19 protein-coding genes are annotated in these 22,345 nt (G+C 69.8%); 9 read left to right on the top strand and 10 right to left on the bottom strand.

The annotated features are described in order from the left end of the window. Window positions 1-55: 55 nt before the first annotated feature. Window positions 56-1,102, bottom strand: a complete 1,047-nt coding sequence (gene gtdA / locus U4Z64_RS15995) for a gentisate 1,2-dioxygenase (protein ID WP_321820454.1) — start codon at window positions 1,100-1,102, stop codon at window positions 56-58. A gap of 164 nt (window positions 1,103-1,266) precedes the next feature. On the opposite strand from gtdA, the gene U4Z64_RS16000 reads away from it, so the two are divergent. Further along, the gene (locus U4Z64_RS16000; RefSeq protein WP_044842887.1) at window positions 1,267-2,211 is read left to right on the top strand and encodes a LysR family transcriptional regulator; all 945 of its coding nucleotides are present in this window, start codon (window positions 1,267-1,269) and stop codon (window positions 2,209-2,211) included. Between the two features lie 45 nt (window positions 2,212-2,256). On the opposite strand, the gene U4Z64_RS16005 is transcribed toward U4Z64_RS16000, so the two are convergent. From U4Z64_RS16005 to U4Z64_RS16020, 4 genes are all read right to left on the bottom strand, one after another. After that, window positions 2,257-3,546 carry an FAD/NAD(P)-binding oxidoreductase gene (locus U4Z64_RS16005; protein WP_321820455.1) on the bottom strand — a complete coding sequence of 430 codons (1,290 nt, stop codon included), beginning with the start codon at window positions 3,544-3,546 and terminating at the stop codon, window positions 2,257-2,259. Then, the gene (locus U4Z64_RS16010; RefSeq protein ID WP_011658575.1) at window positions 3,543-3,776 is read right to left on the bottom strand and encodes a 2Fe-2S iron-sulfur cluster-binding protein; all 234 of its coding nucleotides are present in this window, start codon (window positions 3,774-3,776) and stop codon (window positions 3,543-3,545) included. The genes U4Z64_RS16005 and U4Z64_RS16010 overlap by 4 nt, the downstream gene beginning before the upstream one ends. 109 nt (window positions 3,777-3,885) lie before the next feature. Then, window positions 3,886-5,013, bottom strand: coding sequence for an FAD-dependent oxidoreductase (locus U4Z64_RS16015; protein ID WP_321820456.1), 1,128 nt, complete (start codon window positions 5,011-5,013; stop codon window positions 3,886-3,888). After that, window positions 5,010-5,942, bottom strand: a complete 933-nt coding sequence (locus U4Z64_RS16020; RefSeq protein ID WP_044843139.1) for a 4-hydroxyproline epimerase — start codon at window positions 5,940-5,942, stop codon at window positions 5,010-5,012. The genes U4Z64_RS16015 and U4Z64_RS16020 overlap by 4 nt, the downstream gene beginning before the upstream one ends. Window positions 5,943-6,546: 604 nt before the next feature. Here U4Z64_RS16020 and U4Z64_RS16025 point away from each other — a divergent pair. The 4 genes from U4Z64_RS16025 (at window position 6,547) to ilvD (ending at window position 13,036) form a co-directional block, all read left to right on the top strand. Further along, window positions 6,547-8,172 carry an APC family permease gene (locus tag U4Z64_RS16025; RefSeq protein WP_044842883.1) on the top strand — a complete coding sequence of 542 codons (1,626 nt, stop codon included), beginning with the start codon at window positions 6,547-6,549 and terminating at the stop codon, window positions 8,170-8,172. A 71-nt stretch (window positions 8,173-8,243) separates the two neighbouring features. After that, window positions 8,244-9,836, top strand: coding sequence for an aldehyde dehydrogenase (NADP(+)) (locus tag U4Z64_RS16030; protein WP_321820457.1), 1,593 nt, complete (start codon window positions 8,244-8,246; stop codon window positions 9,834-9,836). Next, entirely contained in the window at window positions 9,829-10,851 is a 1,023-nt protein-coding gene (locus U4Z64_RS16035) for an Ldh family oxidoreductase (RefSeq protein ID WP_321820458.1), read from the top strand. Before U4Z64_RS16030 ends, U4Z64_RS16035 begins: the two co-directional genes overlap by 8 nt. 325 nt (window positions 10,852-11,176) lie before the next feature. Continuing rightward, on the top strand, window positions 11,177-13,036 hold the full coding sequence (gene ilvD, locus U4Z64_RS16040) for a dihydroxy-acid dehydratase (RefSeq protein ID WP_321820459.1): 1,860 nt from the start codon (window positions 11,177-11,179) through the stop codon (window positions 13,034-13,036). A 210-nt stretch (window positions 13,037-13,246) separates the two neighbouring features. Here ilvD and U4Z64_RS16045 read toward each other — a convergent pair whose 3' ends face one another. Then, on the bottom strand, window positions 13,247-14,047 hold the full coding sequence (locus U4Z64_RS16045) for an SH3 domain-containing protein (protein ID WP_321820460.1): 801 nt from the start codon (window positions 14,045-14,047) through the stop codon (window positions 13,247-13,249). Between the two features lie 33 nt (window positions 14,048-14,080). Further along, entirely contained in the window at window positions 14,081-14,515 is a 435-nt protein-coding gene (locus tag U4Z64_RS16050; RefSeq protein ID WP_044843995.1) for a hypothetical protein, read from the bottom strand. Between the two features lie 307 nt (window positions 14,516-14,822). Here U4Z64_RS16050 and U4Z64_RS16055 point away from each other — a divergent pair, with 307 nt between their 5' ends. Further along, a complete protein-coding gene (locus U4Z64_RS16055; protein ID WP_321820461.1) occupies window positions 14,823-16,385 on the top strand; it encodes a sigma-70 family RNA polymerase sigma factor in 1,563 nt (520 codons plus the stop codon). A gap of 185 nt (window positions 16,386-16,570) precedes the next feature. Further along, the gene (locus U4Z64_RS16060; RefSeq protein WP_321820462.1) at window positions 16,571-17,449 is read left to right on the top strand and encodes a helix-hairpin-helix domain-containing protein; all 879 of its coding nucleotides are present in this window, start codon (window positions 16,571-16,573) and stop codon (window positions 17,447-17,449) included. Between the two features lie 89 nt (window positions 17,450-17,538). On the opposite strand, the gene U4Z64_RS16065 is transcribed toward U4Z64_RS16060, so the two are convergent. Both U4Z64_RS16065 and U4Z64_RS16070 read right to left on the bottom strand, forming a co-directional pair. Then, window positions 17,539-17,964, bottom strand: a complete 426-nt coding sequence (locus U4Z64_RS16065; protein WP_321820463.1) for a helix-turn-helix domain-containing protein — start codon at window positions 17,962-17,964, stop codon at window positions 17,539-17,541. A 133-nt stretch (window positions 17,965-18,097) separates the two neighbouring features. Next, window positions 18,098-18,538: a MarR family transcriptional regulator gene (locus U4Z64_RS16070; protein WP_321811158.1), complete on the bottom strand. Its 441-nt coding sequence runs from the start codon at window positions 18,536-18,538 to the stop codon at window positions 18,098-18,100. Between the two features lie 134 nt (window positions 18,539-18,672). Here U4Z64_RS16070 and U4Z64_RS16075 point away from each other — a divergent pair, with 134 nt between their 5' ends. Then, window positions 18,673-20,205, top strand: coding sequence for a DHA2 family efflux MFS transporter permease subunit (locus U4Z64_RS16075; RefSeq protein ID WP_321820464.1), 1,533 nt, complete (start codon window positions 18,673-18,675; stop codon window positions 20,203-20,205). Window positions 20,206-20,244: 39 nt separating this feature from the next. Here the strand turns inward: U4Z64_RS16075 and U4Z64_RS16080 are convergent, their stop codons facing one another. Further along, window positions 20,245-21,759 (bottom strand): acetyl-CoA hydrolase/transferase family protein, encoded by a 1,515-nt coding sequence (locus U4Z64_RS16080; protein WP_044843989.1) that lies wholly within the window; start codon window positions 21,757-21,759, stop codon window positions 20,245-20,247. A gap of 283 nt (window positions 21,760-22,042) precedes the next feature. On the opposite strand from U4Z64_RS16080, the gene U4Z64_RS16085 reads away from it, so the two are divergent. Continuing rightward, a complete protein-coding gene (locus U4Z64_RS16085; RefSeq protein WP_321820465.1) occupies window positions 22,043-22,333 on the top strand; it encodes a hypothetical protein in 291 nt (96 codons plus the stop codon). Window positions 22,334-22,345 lie beyond the last annotated feature (12 nt).

The raw sequence follows: 22,345 nt of genomic DNA on the forward strand, positions 1-22,345 counted from the left end.
GGAAGGAACGCGCGCCGCGTCGGCGGCGCACGCAACGAAGCGTGGAAAACCGGCGTCAGTCGCGCGCTTCGCGCAGCAGGTTCAGCGCGGACAGCACCGGCCGGTCGGAATAGCTGAACAGCACGCTGTCGGACGACGCCGACAGCCGCACCGGCGCCCACGACGGCGCGACGAAGATGTCGTGCGGCTCGAACGCGAACGCGTCGGCGCCGATGTGCGCGGTGCCGCTGCCTTCGACGACGCAGTAGATCGTCGCGTCGGTGCTGCGATACGTGCGGCCGTCGAAGCCGGCCGGCAGGAACTGCATGAAGGTCGCGATCGTCGGCATCGGCCAGCCGCCCGTGGCGGGGTTCACGTAGCGCAGCTTCACGCCGTCCCACGCGTCGAGTTCGCCGTTGCGGTACAGCGCGTCGAGCGCGTCGCGGGTGCGCGCATACGGATAGCTGAACACCGGCGACGTCGGATCGCTCGCGCGATGCCGCACCGGCGCCATGTTGTGGCCGAAGCGCGCGAAGCTGTCGCCTTCCGCGCGGCTCACCGGCTGCTCGGCCGTCGGATGGTTTTCGGCGAAACCCGCGTCGAGGTTCGCGACGAGCGGAATGTCGAGCCCGTCGAGCCACACGACCGGCTCGCCGCCGTCTTCCACCGCCGGGTTGCCGTGGTCGTGCCACGCCCAAGACGGCGTGATGATGAAGTCGCCCGGATGCATCGTCGTGCGCTCGCCGTTCACCGCGGTCCATGCGCCCTTGCCTTCGACGATGAACCGCAGCGCCGACTGCGTATGGCGGTGGCTCGGCGCGATCTCGCCGGGCTGGATCAGCTGCAGGCCTGCGTACAGGGTCGGCGTCATGCTCGACTTGCCGGGCAGGCCCGGGTTCTCCAGCACCAGCACGCGGCGCACGGCTTCTTCCGCGCTGATCACGCTGCCGGCCTGCATCACCAGGTCGCGCACCCGCGCGTACTTCCAGATCGCGGCCTGCGCGGCCGGCTGCGGCGTCTTCGGCACGAGGTTGTGCAGCGATTCCCACAACGGCGCGAGGCGCTGCTCGGCGATCCGGGCGTAGTAATCGGCGCGCGACGTATCCGGGTGTCGGCTGGTCATGATGTCTCCTTGGGGCGGCCGATCGCGGTCGGCGCTGTGTCGGGTCGGGGACCGCGTGCCGCAGTCCGTTAGCGCATTTATATTCGACGCAGACATACCCGGTAAAATGACGAAATCATCTAATCCATATTGATTCGGATATACCTTCCGATACGGAGCGTGCGATGGACTGGACCCACCGGCTGCGATTGCGGCACCTGCAGGTCCTGCTGAGCCTGGCCAGCACGGGCAACCTGAGCCAGTCGGCGGCTGCGCTCGCGACCACCCAGCCGGCGCTGTCGAAATGGCTGAAGGAACTCGAGGAGGATGTCGGCCTGCCGCTGTTCGAGCGGCATGCGCGCGGCTTGCGGCCGACGGCCTATGGCGACGCGCTGATCGAGCATGCGCGCCGCGTGGAGGCGCAGCTCGACGTCGCGCGCGACGACATGGCCGCGCTGCGCGAAGGCGGCAGCGGCCTGGTCACGATCGGCACGTCGGGCGTCGCGGCCGCCGATACGGTACCGCTCGCGGTATCGCAGTTGCTGAAGCGGATGCCGCGCGCGCAGGTGCGGCTCGCGGAGAGCACGATGAACCAGCTGATGCCGCAGCTCGCGCGCGGTGAGCTGGACATCGTCGTCGGCCGTTCAGGGTCCGCGTCCGTCGATCCGCACCTGCACGCCGAAGCGCTGTATGTCGATCCGGTGGTGTTCGTCGCGCGGCCCGATCACCCGCTCGTCGGCGCGGCATCCGTCGGCTGGGACGAGGTGCTGGCCTGCTCGTGGATCGTCTGGCCGCCCGGCACCCCCGTGCACAACGCGCTACAGGTCGCGCTGACGGCCGCCGGGCGCGTGCAGCCGCCGCATTGCGTCGAATCGAATTCGTCGATCCTGAACCTCACGCTGCTGAACAACACCGACCTGCTCGGCGTCGCATCGCATCGTGCCGCGCGGCGCTTCGAGCAATTGAACGCGATCCGCATCCTGCCGATGCGGCTCGAGGGCCAGGGCGCGGTGTCGATCTACTGGCATCCGGACAGCGCGAAGCGCGCGGCCGTGGCCGCCGCGATCGAGTGCCTGCGTGCCTGTGCGGCGCCGCAGGTGGGCGGATGGGAGAAAGTGAAGGCGGAGTGAGCGACGCAGCGACCCGGCGCGAACCGGGCGCTGCGCCGTGGCGCATCAGGCGCCGTCGCAGGACGCGATGTCGTCCAGCATCAGCGTGCCGACTCGCGCGGGCACGAGCGGCGTGCGCGGCACCGGCGGCGTCCAGCCGAACAGCGCCTGCGCGGCCGCGCCGCACACGCGGCCCTGGCATGCGCCCATCCCGCAGCGCGTCTGCAGCTTCGCGGCCGTCCAGCCCTGCGCCGGCGCGGCCGCGTCTGCGACCGCGTCGAAGCGCACGTCCTCGCAACGGCACAGCAGCGTGTCGGGGCGCGCGAGCTTGCGGATCGGCTCGCGTATCGCGAAGCGCTCGCGCACCGCATCCGCGAACGCCTGCCAGTGCGCGCGTTGCGCAATCCGCTCGGCCAGCGGCGCCGTCTGCCCGGTGGCCGCGTAGCCGGCGATTTCGCCTTCGACCATCGCCAGTTCGCTGCCGCCGACACCCGTGCACTCGCCCGCCGCGAAACAGCCGTCGCGGCTCGTGCGCTGATGCGCGTCGACCACCACCGCGCCGTTTTCTATCCGGCAGCCGAGGTGGCTCGGCAGCACGGTGTTCGGCACGAGGCCGAAGCCGCACGCGAGCCGGTCGCAGTCGACCTCGAACTCGCGCTCGCCCTGCCGGATCCGCACGCGTTCGAGCCGCTTGTCGCCGAACGCCTCGACGACGTGGGCATTGGGCCGGTAGGCTGCCGTGACGAGCTTCGCCGCCTGCATGAGTTTCGACGGCCAGCGCCAAAGCCCCGCGCCGAAACCGGCCACGTCGCTCCACGCCACCTGTTCGAGCACGTGCGACACCTGCGCGCCGGCCTGACGGGCCGTCGCCGCGCTCGCGAGCAGCAGCGGGCCGCTGCCGGCGATCACCGTGCGCTGCCCGCGCACGTCGAGGCCGTACTTGATCAGGGCCTGCAGGCCACCCGCGCCGGTCACGCCCGGCAGCGTCCAGCCCGGGAACGGCAGCAGCAGCTCGCGCGCGCCGCAACACACGATCAGCGTGTGGAATTCGAGCAGGAAGCCGCGCTCGTCGTCCTCGAGCAGCAGCGTGCCCGGCTGCGTTTCGGCCACGATGCGCGTGGCCGCGAGATGCGTGACGTTCGGCTGACGCAGCACGGCCAGGCGTTCCGCCGCGGCCGGCACCGGCGTCGCGGCCGCCGCCTGGCGCCAGATCTGCCCGCCCGCGCGCGGATTGTCGTCGACGATCGCGACCGTCGCGCCGCTTCGTGCGGCGGCCCGCGCCGCCGACAGCCCGGCCGGGCCCGCGCCGACAATCGCGACGTCGACGCTCAGTCGTTCCTGTTTCGCCGTGCTCATCGCGTGCGCTCCACCCGCATCCCGTCGCGGCACAGCGTCTGGCAAGCCAGGCGGCGGCGGCCGTCGATCGTCATCCTGCACTCCTGGCAGATGCCCATACCGCAAAACGGCGCGCGCGCCGCACCCGTGCACGACACGCGCGTCGTGTCGTCGCCGCTCGCCGCGACGGCGGCCGCGACGGTCGCACCGTCGGCCACCGTCAGCGCGCGGCCGTCCAGATGAATGATCATGTGAGCCTCCGGCGGGCCGCCCCCGCGGGGGGCGCCTTGCATGGGACCGGGGTAAGCGCTGAAGCGCCAACTCCGGTCGACGGCGAACGAAGTGTGCGTGGGGGTCGTTTCATGTCAGCGCTCCAGCTACGGGGGACGTCGTCAGGAAACGTCCCGGCAAATACGGTTCGATGTCGATGGGCGGCCGCTCGCCGGTCATCAATGCGGCGACGAGCCGCGCACTGCCCGGCGCGGTCGTCACGCCCAGCCCTTCGTGCCCGACCGCGAGCCATACGCCCGGCCGCGCCGGATGTTCGCCGAGCAGCGGCAGACCGTCGGGGCTCGCGGAACGGAAACCCGTCCATGCGCGAATCCCGTTCAGGTCGGCCAGGTCGGGCAAATAGCCGACAGCGCGGCGCAGCATGCGCGCGAGGACCGGCGGCTCGATGCGCGCGTCCTCGGTATCGAACTGGCGCGACGAGCCGATCAGCAGCTGGCCGGTCGGCCGCGGCTGCACGTTGAACGCGACCGACGTGCCGTCGCTCGCGTGCGCGCTCGCCGCATAGCCGAGTTCGACGAGCTGGTGCGACACTTGGCCCGGGTAACGATCGGTGATCAGCAGATGGCCCTTCTTCGGGCGCAGCGGCAGCTCGGGCAACAGCGTGCGCGCGGCGACGCCGTTCGCGACGACCACGCGTTCCGCGCGCAGCGTGTCGCCGTTCGCGAGCGTCACGCTCGGGCCGTCGACCGCCACCGCGCGTTCGCGCCGCAACGTGATGCCCGGCGCACGCTGCAGCAGCCAGCTGGCGGCGACGGGCGCATAGAGAATCGCGTCTCCGGGAATCTTCAGCGCGCCGCCGAGGCCCGCGCGCAGCATCGGCTCGAGTTGCGCCAGCGTCGCCGCGTCGATCAGTTCGCCCGCGACGCCATGTGCGGCGAGCGTCGCCTGCTTGGTGCGCGCGAGGTCCATCTCGCTGGCATCGGCCGCGAGCCACAGCGTGCCGCAGTTGCGGTACGCGCAGCCTTCCGGCATCTCGCCGGCGAGCGCGCCCCACAGCTCGATCGAGTAATGGCTCAGCGCGAGCTCCGCCGCGTTGTCGTCCATCGCGACGAGGTGCCCCATGCCGGCGCCGGTTGCGCCGCCGCTCGCGTCGTCGACGACGAGCACGCGCAGCCCGCGCTGCGCGAGTTCGTGCGCACACGCCGCGCCGACGATGCCGGCGCCGATCACGACGACGTCGGTCCTGATTTCACTCACGACACGATGCCCCAGCCGAACGGATCGTCTTCCTCGATCAGCAGCGTCGCTTCCGCGCTCAGGTGCGCGCTGCCGCGGATCGTCGGCACGATGCCGCCGTCGGCCTGCGCATAGCTCGCCTGGAACACGCTGCCGATCACGCTCGCCTGGCGCCACACGACGCCCGGCTCGAGCTTGCCGTCGGCCGCGAGGCACGCGAGCTTCGCGCTCGTGCCGGTGCCGCACGGCGAACGGTCGTACGCGTGGCCCGGGCACAGCACGAAGCTGCGGCTGTCGTGCTCGGGATCGTCAGCGAACAGTTCGATATGGTCGATCTCGCCGCCGTTCGCGCCGGTGATGCCCGCGCGCTCGAGCCCCGCGCGCACCGCGGACGAATAGGCGGTAAGCGCCGCAACGTTGTCGCCGGCCACGCGCTGGCCGTGATCGCTGATCAGGAAGAACCAGTTGCCGCCCCACGCGATGTCGCCCTTCACGGGGCCGTAGCCCGGCACGTCGACATCGACGGCCTTCGCGTGGCGATACGCGAGCACGTTGCGCACGCTGACCGACAGGTCGTCGTGCAGCGTCGCCTCGACGGTGCCGACCGGCGTTTCGATCCGGTGCACGCCCGGCTCGATGCGGCCCATGTGATGCAGCGTGCGCACGACGCCGATCGTGCCGTGCCCGCACATCCCGAGATAGCCGCTGTTGTTGAAGAAGATCACGCCGGCCGCCGCCTCCGGCGACACGGGATCGCACAGCAGCGCGCCGACCAGCACGTCGCTGCCGCGCGGCTCGAGAATGCACGCGGTGCGATAGCGATCGTGCTCGCGCGCGAGCACGTCGCGGCGCTCGGCCATCGTGCCGTTGCCGAGCGAGGGGAAACCGGACACGACGAGCCGCGTGGGTTCGCCGCCCGTGTGCGAATCGATGATCTGGATGCGCTTCATCATGAGCCGTCCGATGTGGGGAAAAGAGCATAGCTTCCTCCGTCGCGCGTCCGTCCGCTTGTGGCTTTTCGATAAGGACGGCGACGAAATCGGCACAGTGCGAAGCGCCCTTCGCGGCCCTTCCGGCCACTGTGCCGATTTCGTCATTTTGCTCCGCGATCCGGCTCAAGCGTGATGGGTGTTTGCACGGCGATACTGGTTGCACGTCGACACGCCTGTCGTCGACCGATACGAAGCAGGAGATTGCAGTGAGCCGAAACGCCATCCAGCGGACCGGAGTTTTCCCCGCCCTCAGCAACCGGTTCGCACCGGGCGCTTCCATCGCTTTCGACGCCGCGCACCGCGCCGAACGGAACCGGGCGAACCGCTGACCGATTTCCCCCCCGGCGGTGCAACGGCATCCCCCGTCGCATCGCCGCTTCCGGTCCGGCATGGCTCGCGCGGGCCGTTCGCTGCGGCGCCAACCCGCGCCGCGCATGAACGGCCCCCGGCCCGCGCCGGTCGCTCGAACCGGTCGCACGCCGGCCGGCAGGTGTTGCGCCGCTGCTCCGTCGGAGCGCGGCGCAAGCCACACCTGCACCGATATTTCCCAGGAGACAAACCCATGCCAGGCCAAGGCAACACCCACCCGTCCGTCCCGCTTTCCCGTTCCGTGCCCGCCGACGGCGGTCACGGCAAATTCAAGAAGCAGCTGTCGCTGACCGACCTGACGTTCATCGGCCTCGGCGCGATCTTCGGTTCGGGCTGGCTGTTCGCCGCGAGTCACGTGTCGACGATCGCCGGCCCGGCCGGCATCTTCTCGTGGCTGCTCGGCGGCTTCGCGGTGCTGCTGCTCGGCATCGTCTACTGCGAGCTCGGCGCCGCGCTGCCGCGCGCGGGCGGCGTGGTCCGCTACCCGGTGTTCTCGCACGGCCCGCTGCTCGGCTACCTGATGGGCTTCATCACGCTGATCGCGTTCTCGAGCCTGATCGCGATCGAAGTGGTCGCGGCGCGCCAATATGCGGCCGCGTGGTTTCCCGGTCTCACCAAGGCCGGCTCGAGCGACCCGACCACGCTCGGCTGGCTCGTGCAGGCCGCGCTGCTGTGCTTGTTCTTTTACCTGAACTATTCGAGCGTGAAGACGTTCGCGAAGGCGAACAACATCATCAGCATCTTCAAGTTCATCGTGCCGCTGTCGGTGATCGCGGTGCTGTTCACGTTCTTCAAGCCCGCCAACCTGACCATGCACGGCTTCGCGCCGTTCGGCATGCCGGGCATCGAGATGGCCGTGTCGGCCGGCGGCATCATCTTCGCGTACCTCGGCCTCACGCCGATCGTGTCGGTCGCGAGCGAAGTGCGCAATCCGCAGCGCACGATCCCGATCGCGCTGATCCTGTCGATCCTGCTGTCCACGCTGATCTACGTGCTGCTGCAGCTCGCCTTCATCGGCAGCATCCCGACCGACATGCTCGCCGCCGGCTGGCACGACGTGAGCAAGGCCTTCTCGCTGCCGTACCGCGACATCGCGCTCGCGCTCGGCGTGGGCTGGCTCGCGGTGATGGTGGTGGCCGACGCGATGATCTCGCCGAGCGGCTGCGGCAACATCTACATGAACGCGACGCCGCGCGTCGTCTACGGCTGGGCGAAGACGGGCACGTTCTTCAAGGTGTTCACGCGTGTCGACGAAGCGTCGGGCATCCCGCGCGCGGGCCTGTGGCTCACGTTCGGCCTCGCGATCTTCTGGACCATGCCGTTCCCGTCGTGGGAAGCGCTGATCAACATCGTGTCGGCCGCGCTCGTGCTGAGCTACGCGGTCGCGCCCGTGTCGGTCGCCGCGCTGCGCCGCACCGCGCCCGGCCTGCCGCGGCCGTTCCGCGCGGTGGCGTTCGGCATCACCGGCCCCGCGTCGTTCGTGATCGCCGCGCTGATCGTCTACTGGTCGGGCTGGAGCACGGTGTCCTGGCTGCTCGGCCTGCAGATCGTGATGTTCGTGATCTATCTCGCGTGCCGCCGCTGGGTGCCGACCGCGCACCTGAGCATCGCCGAACAGGTGCGCTCGTCCGCGTGGCTGATCGCGTTCTACGCGGCCATGATCGTGCTGTCGTACTTCGGCGGCTTCGGCGGCACGGGCCAGCTCGCGCATCCGTACGACACGGTCGTCGTCGCGGCCGTCGCGCTCGTGATCTTCTACTGGGGCGCCAACACCGGCATCCGTTCCGACAAGCTGCAGCTCGAAGACGACGAAGACTGACGCACCCGCTTTCCCCTTTCCACTCCGGCCGGGCGCATCACGTCCGGCCCCGCATTTTCCGAGGAAGAACCATGCAACTCACAGGTCAGCTCCTGATCGGCCAGTCGGCCGTCGCCGGACAGAACGGCACCCTTCACGCGATCGCCGCCGCGACCGGCGAACCGCTCGAGCCCGCGTTCGGCGGCGCGAGCCTGCGCGACCTGGAGACGGCCTGCGCGCTCGCCGACGAAGCCTTCGACACGTATCGCGAAACGGGCCCCGAGCAACGCGCCGCGTTTCTCGACGCGATCGGCCGCAACATCATGGCGCTCGGCGACGACCTGATCGAGCGCTGCGTCACCGAAACGGGGCTGCCGCGCGCACGCATCGAAGGCGAACGCGGCCGCACGGTCGGCCAGCTCGCGCTGTTCGCGTCGCTCGTGCGCGACGGCGGCTACGTCGATGCGCGCATCGACCCGGCCCGTCCGGACCGCAAGCCGCTGCCGCGCGTCGACCTGCGCCTGCGCAACGTCGCGATCGGGCCGGTCGCCGTGTTCGGCGCGTCGAACTTCCCGCTCGCGTTCTCGGTCGCGGGCGGCGATACGGCATCGGCACTCGCGGCCGGCTGCCCGGTGATCGTCAAGGCGCACTCCGCGCACCCGGGCACGTCCGAGCTCGTCGGCCGTGCGATCCAGCGGGCCGTGCGCGAATGCGGGCTGCCGGCCGGCGTGTTCTCGCTGCTGTTCGACGCGTCGCGTGAAATCGGCCAGGCGCTCGTCGCCGATCCGCGCATCAAGGCCGTCGGCTTCACCGGCTCGCGCCGCGGCGGCGTCGCGCTGATGAACATCGCGGCCGCGCGCCACGAGCCGATTCCGGTCTATGCGGAAATGAGCTCGATCAACCCGGTGCTGCTGTTCCCGGCCGCGCTCGACGCGCGCCACGACACGATCGCTCCGCAATTCGTCGCGTCGCTCGCCCTCGGCGCCGGCCAGTTCTGCACGAACCCGGGCCTCGTGCTCGCGGTCGACGGCCCCGCGCTGCGCGCGTTCGAAGCCGCGGCGGCCACCGCCGTGCAAGCAACCGCCGCGCAGACGATGCTGACGCCGCACATCCACGCGAGCTATGCGCAGGGCGTGGCCACCCTGCGCGCGCACGACGCGGTCGAGTTGCTCGCGGAAGGCGTGGAAGGCGGCCGCTACCAGGCGCGCGCGGCGCTGTTCGCGACGTCGGCGGACGCGTTCATCGCCCACCCCGAACTGCGCGACGAAGTGTTCGGCCCCGCGTCGCTGATCGTGCGCTGCCCGGATGCCGACACGCTGCACCGCGTGCTGAAGTCGCTCGAAGGCCAGCTGACGATCGCCGCGCATCTCGCCGACGGCGACGCCGCGCTGTTCGCCGCGCTGCGCCCGACGCTCGAGCGCAAGGCCGGCCGCATTCTCGTCAACGGCTTCGGCACGGGCGTCGAGGTCGGTCATGCGATGGTGCACGGCGGCCCGTTCCCGGCCACGTCCGACACGCGCACCACGTCGGTCGGCGCACGCGCGATCGAGCGCTTCCTGCGCCCCGTGTCGTACCAGGACGTGCCGGACGCGCTGCTGCCCGACGCCATCCGCAACGGCAACCCGCTGAACGTGCCGCAACGCATCGACGGCGTGCCCGCGCCGCGGGAAGCGAGCGATGTCTGAGCCGCTCGCCGAAGTCGTCCTGTCGCTCGACGAGGTGCACGCACTCGCGCTGCGGGTGCTGACGCACCACGGGATGTCCGCTGCGCACGCGCAGGCGATCGCCAGCGTGATCACGCAGGGCCAGCGCGACGAGTGCCACTCGCACGGCGTGTACCGGCTGCTCGTGTGCGTGCGCTCGCTGAAGAAAGGCAAGGTCGATCCGCAGGCCGTGCCGACGCTGCGCCGGCTGTCGTCGTCGATCGTCTCGGTCGACGCGCATCGCGGCTTCTCGCTGCTGAGCTTCGAGACCGGCCTGCCGGTGCTCGTCGAGATGGCGAAGCAGCACGGAATCGCCGCGATGACGATCAACCGCTGCTACCACTTCTCGGCGCTGTGGCCCGAGGTCGAGGCGATCGCCGCCGAGGGGCTGGCCGGCATCGCGATGAACCCGAGCCACAGCTGGGTCGCGCCGGAAGGCGGCCGCGAACCGGTGTTCGGCACGAACCCGATCGCATTCGCGTGGCCGCGCCCGGACGGCGTGCCGTTCGTGTTCGACTTCGCGACCAGCGCGATCGCGCGCGGCGACATCGAGCTGCATGCGAAACAGGGCAAGGCGATCCCGCCGCACTGGGCGATCAATGCCGACGGTCAGCCGACCACCGACCCGAAGGCCGCGCTGCAGGGCGCGATGCGTACCTTCGGCGGCCACAAGGGCTCGGCGCTCGCGGCGATGGTCGAACTGCTCGGCGGCGCGCTGATCGGCGACATGACGAGCCAGGAGTCGATGGATTTCGACGAAGGCGTCGGCGCGACGCCGTGCCACGGCGAACTCGTGATCGCGTTCGACCCGAAGGTGTTCCTCGGCGACGAGCTCGACGCAGGCCTCGCGCGCGGCGAGCGGATGTTCGCGTCGATCATCGGGCAAGGCGCGCGGCTGCCGTCGCAGCGGCGCTTCGATGCCCGCGCGCGCAGCATCGCGCACGGCGTGCGGATTCCGAAGGCGCTGTACGACGAAATCCTGACGCTGCTCGACTGACGCGCGATCGGCGGGTACGGCGCACTGCTTCATCGTCGGCAGAACGGGCGATGACGCCGCCGCCCGGCTCCGCCGGCGATGGCCGGCGTCCGCCTTCGTGCCTGGTGCGCCCGGTTCGCCTTCACGCTCGGCGCACCAAGGCGCTGTCCGGCGCACCACGCCACCCGCGCCCTCGCCCGCGTCCGCGGGCGCCGCACGCCCGGCGGCTGTGGGATAATCGCCGAGTTTGCCCAGGGCGCAGCTCAAGAGGTTGTTCGCACGGGCGCGCGAGAGGCCTTTATTCCCGTGCCTCCACCCTTTTCCGCGATATTTCTTCAGCCATACCATGCCCACATACCGTTCCAAAACTTCCACCGCCGGCCGCAACATGGCAGGTGCGCGCTCGCTGTGGCGCGCCACCGGCATGAAAGACGACGATTTCTCGAAGCCGATCATCGCGGTCGTCAACTCGTTCACGCAGTTCGTGCCCGGGCACGTGCACCTGAAGGATCTCGGCCAGCTCGTCGCGCGCGAGATCGAGGCCGCCGGCGGCGTCGCGAAGGAATTCAACACGATCGCGGTCGACGACGGCATCGCGATGGGCCATGACGGCATGCTCTACTCGCTGCCGAGCCGCGACATCATCGCCGACTCGGTCGAGTACATGGTGAACGCGCACTGCGCGGACGCGATGGTCTGCATCTCGAACTGCGACAAGATCACGCCGGGGATGCTGATGGCCGCGATGCGCCTGAACATCCCGGTGATCTTCGTGTCGGGCGGCCCGATGGAAGCCGGCAAGACGCGCCTCGCGAACCCGGTCACCAAGGCCATCGAACTGAAGAAGCTCGACCTCGTCGACGCGATGGTGATCGCGGCCGACCAGTCGTACTCGGACGCCGACGTCGCCGAAGTCGAACGCTCGGCGTGCCCGACCTGCGGTTCGTGCTCGGGCATGTTCACCGCGAACTCGATGAACTGCCTGACCGAAGCGCTCGGCCTGTCGCTGCCCGGCAACGGCACGGTCGTCGCGACGCACGCCGATCGCGAGCAGCTGTTCAAGCGCGCCGGCCGCCGCATCGTCGAGCTGACCCGCCAGCACTACGAGCAGGACGACCTGCGCGTGCTGCCGCGCTCGGTCGGCTTCAAGGCGTTCGAGAACGCGATGACGCTCGACATCGCGATGGGCGGTTCGACCAACACGATCCTGCACCTGCTGGCGATCGCGCAGGAAGCCGGCATCGACTTCACGATGAAGGACATCGACCGCCTGTCGCGCAGCGTGCCGCAGCTGTGCAAGGTCGCGCCGAACACGAACAAGTACCACATCGAGGACGTGCACCGCGCCGGCGGCATCATGGCGATCCTCGGCGAGCTCGACCGCGCCGGCAAGCTGCACACCGACGTGCCGACCGTGCACGCGCCGTCGCTGAAGGACGCGCTCGACCAGTGGGACATCGTCCGCACCGAAGACGAAGCGGTCCGCACGTTCTACCTGGCCGGCCCGGCCGGGATCCCGACGCAGGTCGCGTTCAGCCAGGACACGCGCTGGCCGAGCCTCGACCTCGACCGCGCCGAAGGCTGCATCCGCTCGTACGAGCATGCGTTCTCGAAGGAAGGCGGCCTCGCCGTGCTGACCGGCAACATCGCGCTCGACGGCTGCGTGGTGAAGACGGCCGGCGTCGATGAAAGCATCCTCGTGTTCGAGGGCTCGGCCCACGTGACCGAGTCGCAGGACGAAGCGGTCGAGAACATCCTGAACGACAAGGTCAAGGCCGGCGACGTCGTGATCGTCCGCTACGAAGGCCCGAAGGGCGGCCCCGGAATGCAGGAAATGCTGTACCCGACGAGCTACATCAAGTCGAAGGGCCTCGGCAAGGCATGCGCGCTGCTGACCGACGGCCGCTTCTCGGGCGGCACGTCGGGGCTGTCGATCGGTCACTGCTCGCCGGAAGCGGCAGCGGGCGGCGCGATCGGCCTCGTGCGCGACGGCGACAAGATCCGCATCGACATCCCGAACCGCACGATCGACGTGCTCGTTTCGGACGAGGAGCTCGCACGGCGCCGCGAGGAGCAGAACGCGAAGGGCTGGAAACCGGCGCAACTGCGCCCGCGCAAGGTGTCCGCCGCGCTGAAGGCCTATGCGAAGCTGGTGATGTCGGCCGACAAGGGCGCCGTGCGCGACCTGTCGCTGCTCGACGACTGACGCGCGCGGCGGGCCGTACGACGGGCCCGCCCGCCTAGATCGGGAGCCGCTCTCCGGAGCGGCATCGGACTGCTGACGAACCCCACGTTTTTCGGAGCGTGGGGTTTCGTTTTTTCAGGAACAGGCTTGCAGGGGCGCGATGAGCGAGCCGACCGATCCGTTTTTCGTCCGGCGCAGGCCAAGGGCCGCGACCCCGCTGCCGTCGGCCGGTCAACGGCGAAACTCGTCGCTGCTGCCTCCACCCCCGCCACCGCCGTGGTTCCCGCCTCCGTTTCCACCGCCCTGCGGCCGTGCGCCGCCGTAACCTCCACCACCCTGATGCGTCGGCGGCACCATCATCCGGGCCGCGCCACCGCTCGGTGCGGGCGGTGACGATTGCGGCGGGGGCGCCGGCTGACGGGCAGCCGCGCCAGGCATCGGCGCGGGCGCGGGTGCGGCCTGCGGCGCCGGCGCGCGGTTCGGGCCGTTCCAGCCGCCGCGCGTGGCCGACGGCCGTGCATCATGCCGCTCGGACGGCTCGCCGCCCGGCACGCGCTGAACCGGCCCGCCCGGCTGCGGGCGCCCGTAGGCCGGCGGCATCCCGCCGGGGCCGATGCGCGGCTCGGCACGATGCTCCCAGCGGTCGCGATCGTGAAACCACGGCCGGTGGCGGTAATAGCGGTCCCAGTACGCGCCGATCGCGAACCCGGTCACCGGCACGCCGATGATCGCGCCGTATTCGAGCAACGGCACGTAATTGCCCTGGTACGGATAGTCGAGCTGCTCCGCGTCGATCCAGCCGCGCACGCCCGGCAGCGCGACGTCGCACCACGAGTAGTCGCTGAGGCAGCCGAACACGTCCAGCGCGGTGCCGGGCGGGACCTGCGCGACGACCGGATAATCGGGCGCCGGCCCCGCATAGATTTCGGCCCCGGAATTCGTATAGGCGCTGCTTTGCGCGTCGGCGAGGCCCGGTATCGCGGCGACACCGAACAGGACGACGCACAGACTTCGGATGATCGTGTTGCTCATGTTGCTCTCCCGCGCGGTGCCGCCACGCGTCGGTCAGTGTCGATGGCCCCCGCCCCAATGCCCGCCTCCCCAGTGGCCGCCGCCCCAGGGACGGCGCCAGTACCCGCCGCGGTAGCCGCCGCCCCAATGCCCCCAGAAGCCGAGGCCGATCGTGACGGGCGGCCCGTACCAGCCCGGGTAATACGCGGGATAGTAGGCCGGGTAAGGCACATAGACCGGCGCGGCATAGACCGGAGCCGGCGCGTCGGCGTAATCGTCCGCCGGCGGCGGCACGGCCGGCACCGCGGGTGTCGACGGGACGACCGGCCCGGCATTTGCCGGCGCTGCCGGGAGTTCGCGCTGCGACACCGTGGCAGGCACGGGTGCGTAATACGGCGCATAGCCGTACGGGCTCGTGTAATAACAACCGCTCAGCGCGAGCATGGCCAGCGCCATGACGGCAGGCCTCGCGGCGGAAATCGGGTTCATTTCATGCTCCGAAGGAATCCGCGCGTCGCTGCGTGGCGCGCGCCTGACTCTAGCTTACGTCCCCCGCATATTTCTGCGGGTTTGATCCGTTACTTTTTGTTTCCACGGATCGAATGCGGTCGTAACCGGGCGGGCATGCCGCATGCTCGCGCGTCAGCCGCGCCGACGTTGAAGTTGACGCAAATGCCCTCAACTTGAACATCGAGTCAGGCTGGCCGGCGCGGACGGGCGTTCGCGGCCCCCGGGAGCCTGAAACCCGCGGACTTCGGCCCGCCCAGACAGGAACGCGGCTCACGCCGCCATCGACATGACTACGCCACGCCCCACGCTTCGGGCGGACACGCCCCTCGATCCGATCATCCAGCTGCTGGCGCTTGCCGGCGAACAGGGTTATCTGACGCACGCCGACCTCGTCGACGCGCTGCCGCCGGAAAGCGACAGCCCCGACGCGCTGGACGTCGTGCGCGCCGCGCTCGCGGACATCGGCATCGCCGTGCTCGACGAGCCGGCCGCGCCGGTGCCGTTCGCCGGTGCGGCGCCGGTCGACGTCGATCGCGACGCGCTCGACGAGGGCCGTGCGCTGCTCGGCGATCTGGCCCGCGGCACGAGCGCATCGACCGATCCGCTCGCGCTCTACATGCGGCGCATCCATGCGGTGCCCCTGCTCAAGCGCGAGGACGAAATCGTGCTGGCCCGCGAGATCGAAACGGGCCGCCATCAGATCCTGCACGCGCTCGCCGGCTGTCCGGCGGCCGTCGAGGCGCTGCTCGCGCGCCACGGCGCGACGAGCGCAACCGGCGCGGCCGCCAACGACGGCGATGACATCGGCGACGGCGAAGGCAACGCACCGGTGCCTGCACGCTACGACACGCTGCAGGACGCGGTGATGGCCGTGCGCCGCGCATTGCACGCGCAGGGCTGCCGCTCGGCCGAATACCGCGACGCGCGCAACCGTCTGGCCGCGCTGCTCGGTTCGCTCGCGTGGGTGGCACCGGCCGTCGACGACGCAAGCCGCGTCGTGCGCGCACTGGCCGCCGCGCCGGTCGGCGCCGCGACGGACGCCGCCGCGGGCACCGACGCCGCATGCTTCGACATGGTCGCGCGGCGTGCGCTCGGCGCCGCGCTGAGCGACGGCCAGCAGAAGGTGCGCGACGGTACGCGCGCGATGCTCGAGGCGAACCTGCGGCTCGTGCTGTCGATCGCGCGCAAGTACATGAACCGCGGCGTCGACCTGCCCGACCTCGTGCAGGACGGCTGCCTCGGCCTGATGCGCGCGATCGAGAAGTTCGAATACCGGCGCGGCTTCAAGTTCTCGACCTACGCGACCTGGTGGATCCGGCAGGCGGTCGCGCGCGCGGTAGCCGATCGCGCGCGCACGATCCGCGTGCCGGTGCACGTCGGCGATCAGTACCAGCGCGTGCATCGGCACGCACTGCGCTTCCGCCAGCGCACCGGCCGGCGCGCGACGCCGGCCGAACTCGCGGCCGAAACCGGGCTCGCCGAGGACAAGCTGCGCGCGGTGCTCGCGCTCCCTGCCGAGCCGGTGTCGCTCGACACGCCGCTGCCCGACGCGGACGCCGGCCTCGTCGACCTGATCGAGGACCAGGCATCGGCGAGCCCGTTCGAGCAGTTGGCCGACACGCGGATGCGCGAATGCGTGACGTCGCTGCTGCGCTCGGTCACGCCGGCCGAGGCCGACGTGCTGCGCCGCCGGTTCGGCCTCGGCGGCGCCGAGCCCGACACCTACGACGCGATCGCACAGGACGCGGGCATGTCGCGCGAACGCGTGCGGCAAATCGAGAAGCGCGCGCTCGCCGCGCTGCGCACGGCCGCGGAGGCAGAAGGCGCGCAGACGTTCCTCGAAGCGTGACGCATCGCACGTTCGTGCCGCGACCCGGCACGAACATGCGCGGCCCGCTTCCGCCTGTGCAACGTTTGCTATTGACGCACATCAAGTTTTGTTCGTCGCCCGCCCCGACAATATGTTGAAATAAAAGGTAGACCGGCGCGTGACCCGCCGCGTCCATTCCGTTTGCACATCCCCGGGCTCCGCACATGCAAACGACCATCGGCCAGACACACGAGGAAAACCGGCAAATCGCGGCCTGCCTGCGCGAAGCCGCGCAGTTGCTTGCCGAACAGGGGGCGAATCCTTATCGGGTTGCCGCCTACCGCGCGTCGGCCGACACGATCGCCGCGCTCGAAGACGGCATCCGCACCCGGTTCGACGCGGGCGGCGTCGATTCGCTCGGTGCACTGCCGGAGATCGGCACGGGCGTCGCCCAGGCGATCGCCGAATTGCTGGTGACCGGACGCTGGCGCCTGCTCGACCGGCTGCGCGGCGACGCGGAGCGCGCGTCCGCATTCGAAGCCGTGCCGGGCATCGGCCACGCGCTCGCGCTGCGGATTCACGACCAGTTGCACATCGATACGCTCGAGGATCTCGAACGCGCGGCCCGCAGCGGACAGCTCGAAGCGATCGCGGGCGTCGGCCCGCGTCGCGCGTCCGGCATCCGCGCGGCGCTCGACGACGTGCTGACCCGGCGCCGGCGCTGGCAAGGCCACGCGCGCAACGCCGATCTCGGCACGGAGCCGCCGGTCGAGCTGCTGCTTTATATCGACCGCCTGTACCGCAACAAGGCCGCCGCCGGCATCCTGCCCACGCTCGTGTCGCGTCGGCTGAACGCGGACCTGAGCGTTCAGCCGCCCGTGATGCACATGACGAAAGGCGGCTGGCATTTCACCGCGCTGTGCCCGTATCCGGTTCGCCCGCAGGAGTCCACCCGCACCGCCGACTGGGTCGCGCTCTACTTCTACGATGCGCTGCAATGCGAGTACCAGAGGACGGTCGTCACCGAAACGCTCGGCTCGCTCGTCGGCAAGCGCATCGTGCGCGGACGCGAGATGGAGTGTCGTGTGTATTACGCGGGATGATCCGCTCGGGAGCGCCGGCCGCCGCGGTACGGCCGCCCCGCCGCCCGCCCGCGCGCGCGCCGTTCCGGCAAACCGGACCGCTTGACCGCTTACGTGCCGTCCGTCTTCGTGCGGCGCACCGGATGACGATGCGCGGCGATGCGCAGCAGCTTGCGGAACGACGGACACTCGAGATGACTCGGCGCCGAGCACACGGCCGCATGGCGCAACGCATCGCGCACCGCGCCGAGACGGCGGATCGTACGGTCGAGCTCGTCGGCCTTGTCGTCGAGTTTCGCGCGGTCGATCGCGAGCCGGCCGTCCGCGCCGAACATCGCGACGATGTCGTCCAGCGAAAAACCGGCCTCGCGGCCGAGCGCGATCAGCGCCAGGCGCTCCAGCACCGATTCGTCATACTGGCGCCGCAGCCCGTGACGGCCGGTCGGCACGATCAATCCCTTTTCCTCGTAGTAGCGCAGCGTCGACGCGGGCAGTCCCGAGCGGCGCGCGACATCGGCGATGTCCAGACGGCTCATGCTTGATCTCAAGTGAACTTGAGGTTGCAAGATAGCGGCCCGACTCCTCCGACACAAGCCCGGACCGCCCCGCCGTTGCCGCAGCCGCCCCGCTGCTGCCGGCCGATTCAGCGGCGCCGCGCCCGCGCCCGCGTCATTCGCCGCCGCTGTCGATCAGGTTGTGACGCACGCGCCCGAGCAGGCGCACGAGCGTGTCGCGCTCGTCGCGCGTGAAGCCGCGCAGCCCATCGTCGGTGACGGTGTCGCCCACTTCCAGCATCTGCGGAAAGATCTCGCGCGACTTGTCGGTCAGCCGGATCACGAACGCGCGGCGATCGTCGTCGTTCGCGATGCGTTCGATCCACCCGCAGCCTTCCATCCGGTCGAGCAGCCGCGTCAGCGAGATCGGCGTGATCTCGAGCCACTCCGCGAGCCGCGCCTGATTCATCTCGCCCTTCCACGTCAGGTACGCGAGCACGCGGCTTTGCGCGCGCGTCAGCCCGATGCGCTTCGCGCGCCGGTCGAACAGGCGTCCTTGCAGGCGGGCCACGTCGGAAATCAGGTAGCCGATCCGGTTCTCGTAAGTCTTGTCCATGCGGCGATTATAGGGGCAGGCCGCGAATGACCCGCGGCTCGGATCAAGCGATGAGCACAAACATAATAAGCATGCTTATAATTCGAGCCGTACCGGATCGCCGCCCACGGCGACCACCCCACGGAGACACCCGCTTGAATCCCGCCGCCGACGCCCCCGCCTCGCCGCCCGCCCTCAATCGGCCGATGCTGACCCTGTCGATCATGCTCGCGACGCTGATCCAGACGCTCGACAGCACGATCGCGAACGTCGCGCTGCCGCACATGCAGGGCACGCTGTCCGCGTCGCAGGACGAAATCACCTGGGTACTGACTTCCTACATCGTCGCCGCGGCGATCGCGACGCCGCTGACCGGCTGGCTGTCCGACCGGCTCAGCATGAAACGGCTGCTGACGATCTCGATCGCGGGCTTCACGATCGCGTCCGCGCTGTGCGGGCTGTCCGAGTCGCTCGTGCAGATCGTCGGCGCGCGGCTGCTGCAGGGCGTATTCGGCGCCGCGCTGGTGCCGCTGTCGCAGTCGATCCTGCTCGACATCAACCCGCGCGAGAAACAGGGCCAGGCGATGGCGATCTGGGGGATGGGCGTGATGGTCGGCCCGATCCTCGGCCCGACGCTCGGCGGCTGGCTCACCGACAGTTACAACTGGCGCTGGGTGTTCTTCATCAACGTGCCGATCGGCGCGTTCGCACTGGCCGGCGTGCTGACCTTCCTACCCGCGCGCGCACCGCGCCCGCACGTGAAATTCGACGCGTTCGGCTTCGCGACGCTCGCGCTCGCGATCGGCGCGTTCCAGGCGATGCTCGACCGCGGCGAACAGCTCGACTGGTTCGGTTCGTACGAGATCCGCATCGAGGCGCTCGTCGCGGCACTGAGCTTCGCGTTCTTCCTCGTGCATACGGCGACCGCCGGCCACGCATCGTTCTTCAAGTCGGAATTGCTGCGCGACCCGAACTTCGCGACCGGCACGCTGTTCATCTTCGTCGTCGGCGCGGTGCTGTACGCAACGCGCGCGCTGCTGCCGCCGATGCTGCAGAACCTGATGGGCTATCCGGTCGCGACGACGGGGCTCGTCACCGCGCCGAGCGGCGCGGGCACGATGATCGCGATGCTGTTCGTCGGACGATTGCTGAAATACGTGGACGCGCGGGCGCTGCTGCTCGCCGGGCTGGCGATTTCCGCGCTCGCGCTGTGGCAGATGATGCAGTACACGATCGTGCTGTCCGAGGCGGACATCGTGTGGCCCGGGGTGGTCCAGGGCTTCGGCCTGGGGCTCGTGTTCGTGCCGCTGAGCGCGCTGTCGTTCTCGACGCTGCAGCCCGAACTGCGCGCGGACGGCACGGCCACCTACAGCCTGATGCGCAACATCGGCAGCAGTATCGGCATCTCGATCGTCCAGACGCTGATGACGCGCAACACGCAGGTCGCGCATGCCGACCTCGCGACCCACATCACGCCGTTCGACCCGGCCGTGCAGGCGATGGCCGGCAGCCACGTCGACATCGCGCTGCTCGACCGCACGATCAACCAGCAGGCCGCGATGATCGCCTACCTGAACGACTTCAAGCTGATGTTCGTCGCGACGCTGCTGATGATCCCGCTGTTGCTGCTGATCCGCCCGCCGCAGAAAACGGCGAGCGTCGACGTCGCGCACGCGGCGATGGATTGACGCAGTGCGGCGGGCACCTGCCCGCCGCGGGTCGCGACGTCAGGCCTTCATCGTCCCGGTGCGCACGTAGCGCTCGTGCCACGACAGCGCCTCGGCGAGCAGGTGCGGCGTGTGCTTGCCGAAGCTCTCGCGCGACGCGCGCTCGAAGTAGTCCTCGAGCATCGGCCGGTAGTCGGGATGCGCGCAGGTCGCGATGATCTTGCGCGCGCGCTGCTTCGGCGACAGGCCGCGCAGGTCGGCGAGCCCCTGCTCGGTGACGACCACCGCGACGTCGTGCTCCGTATGGTCGACGTGGCTCGCCATCGGCACGATCCGCGAGATCGCGCCGCCCTTCGCGGTACTCGCCGACATGAAGCACGACAGGTAGCCGTTGCGCGCGAAGTCGCCCGAACCGCCGATGCCGTTCTGGATCTTCGTGCCCATCACGTGCGTCGAGTTCACGTTGCCGTAGATGTCGGCCTCGATCATCCCGTTCATCGCGATGCAGCCGAGGCGGCGCACGAGTTCCGGATGATTGCTGATCTCCTGCGGGCGCAGCAGGATCTTTTCGCGGAACGTCGCGATCTCGTCCGCGAAGCGCTGCACCGCGGCCGGGCTCAGCGACAACGCCGTGGCCGACGCGAAGCTCAGCGTGCCGTCGTCGAGCAGGTCGAGCATGCCGTCCTGGATCACTTCCGTGTACGCGGTCAGGTTCGAGAAGCCGGCCGAGCTGAGTTCCGCGAGCACCGCGTTCGTGATGTTGCCGACGCCCGACTGCAGCGGCAGCAGGTTTTCAGGCAGGCGGCCGCGCTTCACCTCGTGGCGCAGGAAGTCGATCAGTTGCAGCGCGATCTGCTTCGACGTGGCGTCCGGCGCAGAGAATGCGTTGCTGCGGTCCGGCGCGTCGGTCTCGACGATCGCGACGATCTTCTCGGCCGGGCAGCGCAGGTACGGCTCGCCGATCCGGTCGTCGCTTTTCGTCAGCGGAATCGGCTTGCGGTGCGGCGGCAGCGCGGTGCCGTAATAGACGTCGTGCATCCCGTCGAGGCCGAGCGGCTGGCGCGCGTTGACTTCGAGGATCACGTGCTTCGCCTGCTCGAGCCACGTCTTGTTGTTGCCGATCGACGCGGACGGGATCAGCAACCCGTCCTCGCGGATACCCGCGACTTCGACGATCGCGACGTCGAGGTCGCCGTACAGCCCGAACCATGCGTATTGCGCGACGTGGCTCAGGTGGACGTCCTGGTAATCGACTTCGCCGTTGTTGATCTTGTCGCGCAGCGTCGGGTCGGACTGGTACGGCAGGCGCATCGAGATGCCGTTGGTGCGGGCGAGCGCGCCGTCGAGTTCCGGCGCGGTCGATGCGCCGGTCAGCACGTTGATCCGGAAGTCCTCGCCGCGCGCGTGGGCCGCGTCGATGTGGGCGGCGAGCGCGGCGGGCACGGCCTTCGGATAGCCGGAACCGGTGAAGCCGCTCATGGCGACGGTCATGCCGGGGCGGATCAGCGCGGCGGCTTCGTCGGCGGTGCGGACGAGCGAACGCAGGGCGGGAGCGAGGATGCGTGAAGAAGACATGGCTGTATATCTGACGCTTTTGGTCTGTCGTTGACGTCGCGGGGGGTGTCTCCTGGGCGACGCGAAGCCCTTGGGGCCGCGAGGGGCGGCCCGGCACCACGGGCACGGTCGGAGTATCGCAGAGGCCATCGCCGCGAAATGTCCGTTGAATGCAAAAGATACTTGCCGAATGCGCCGGGTATCGAACGGCCGTTCTGTGACAGGGAGCCGGCTGCGCATCGAATGCAGTCGAAAGGTGCGCGAAAGCGGACCGCCAATTTGCCGCACGCGGATTACAAATTGCTTGACGCCAATCGATCGAGATCTTTCCGGATTGACCGCGCAAACGCGGGGAATCCGCATGCGACGGCCGATCGGCGATCGCCGCAGCCGATTGTCTCCCGACGCGGCTTTTGCGGGCCTGATGCACATCAACGCGTCGACGCGCGCGGAGCGCCGCCGCGCCCGCGCGCAAGGCCCGTCCGCCCTTGACAGCCGCGCGACGCGAACCACACTGAAGCTGGTAAGGCCCGCCTGCGCGAACGCCGTTTCGCGCATCCGGTTCGCAACCGCCGATGTCCGGAATGCGCGGTAACACTCCCGTATG

The sequence above is a fragment of the Burkholderia sp. BCC1996 genome (assembly GCF_905339955.1).
Classification (GTDB): domain Bacteria; phylum Pseudomonadota; class Gammaproteobacteria; order Burkholderiales; family Burkholderiaceae; genus Burkholderia.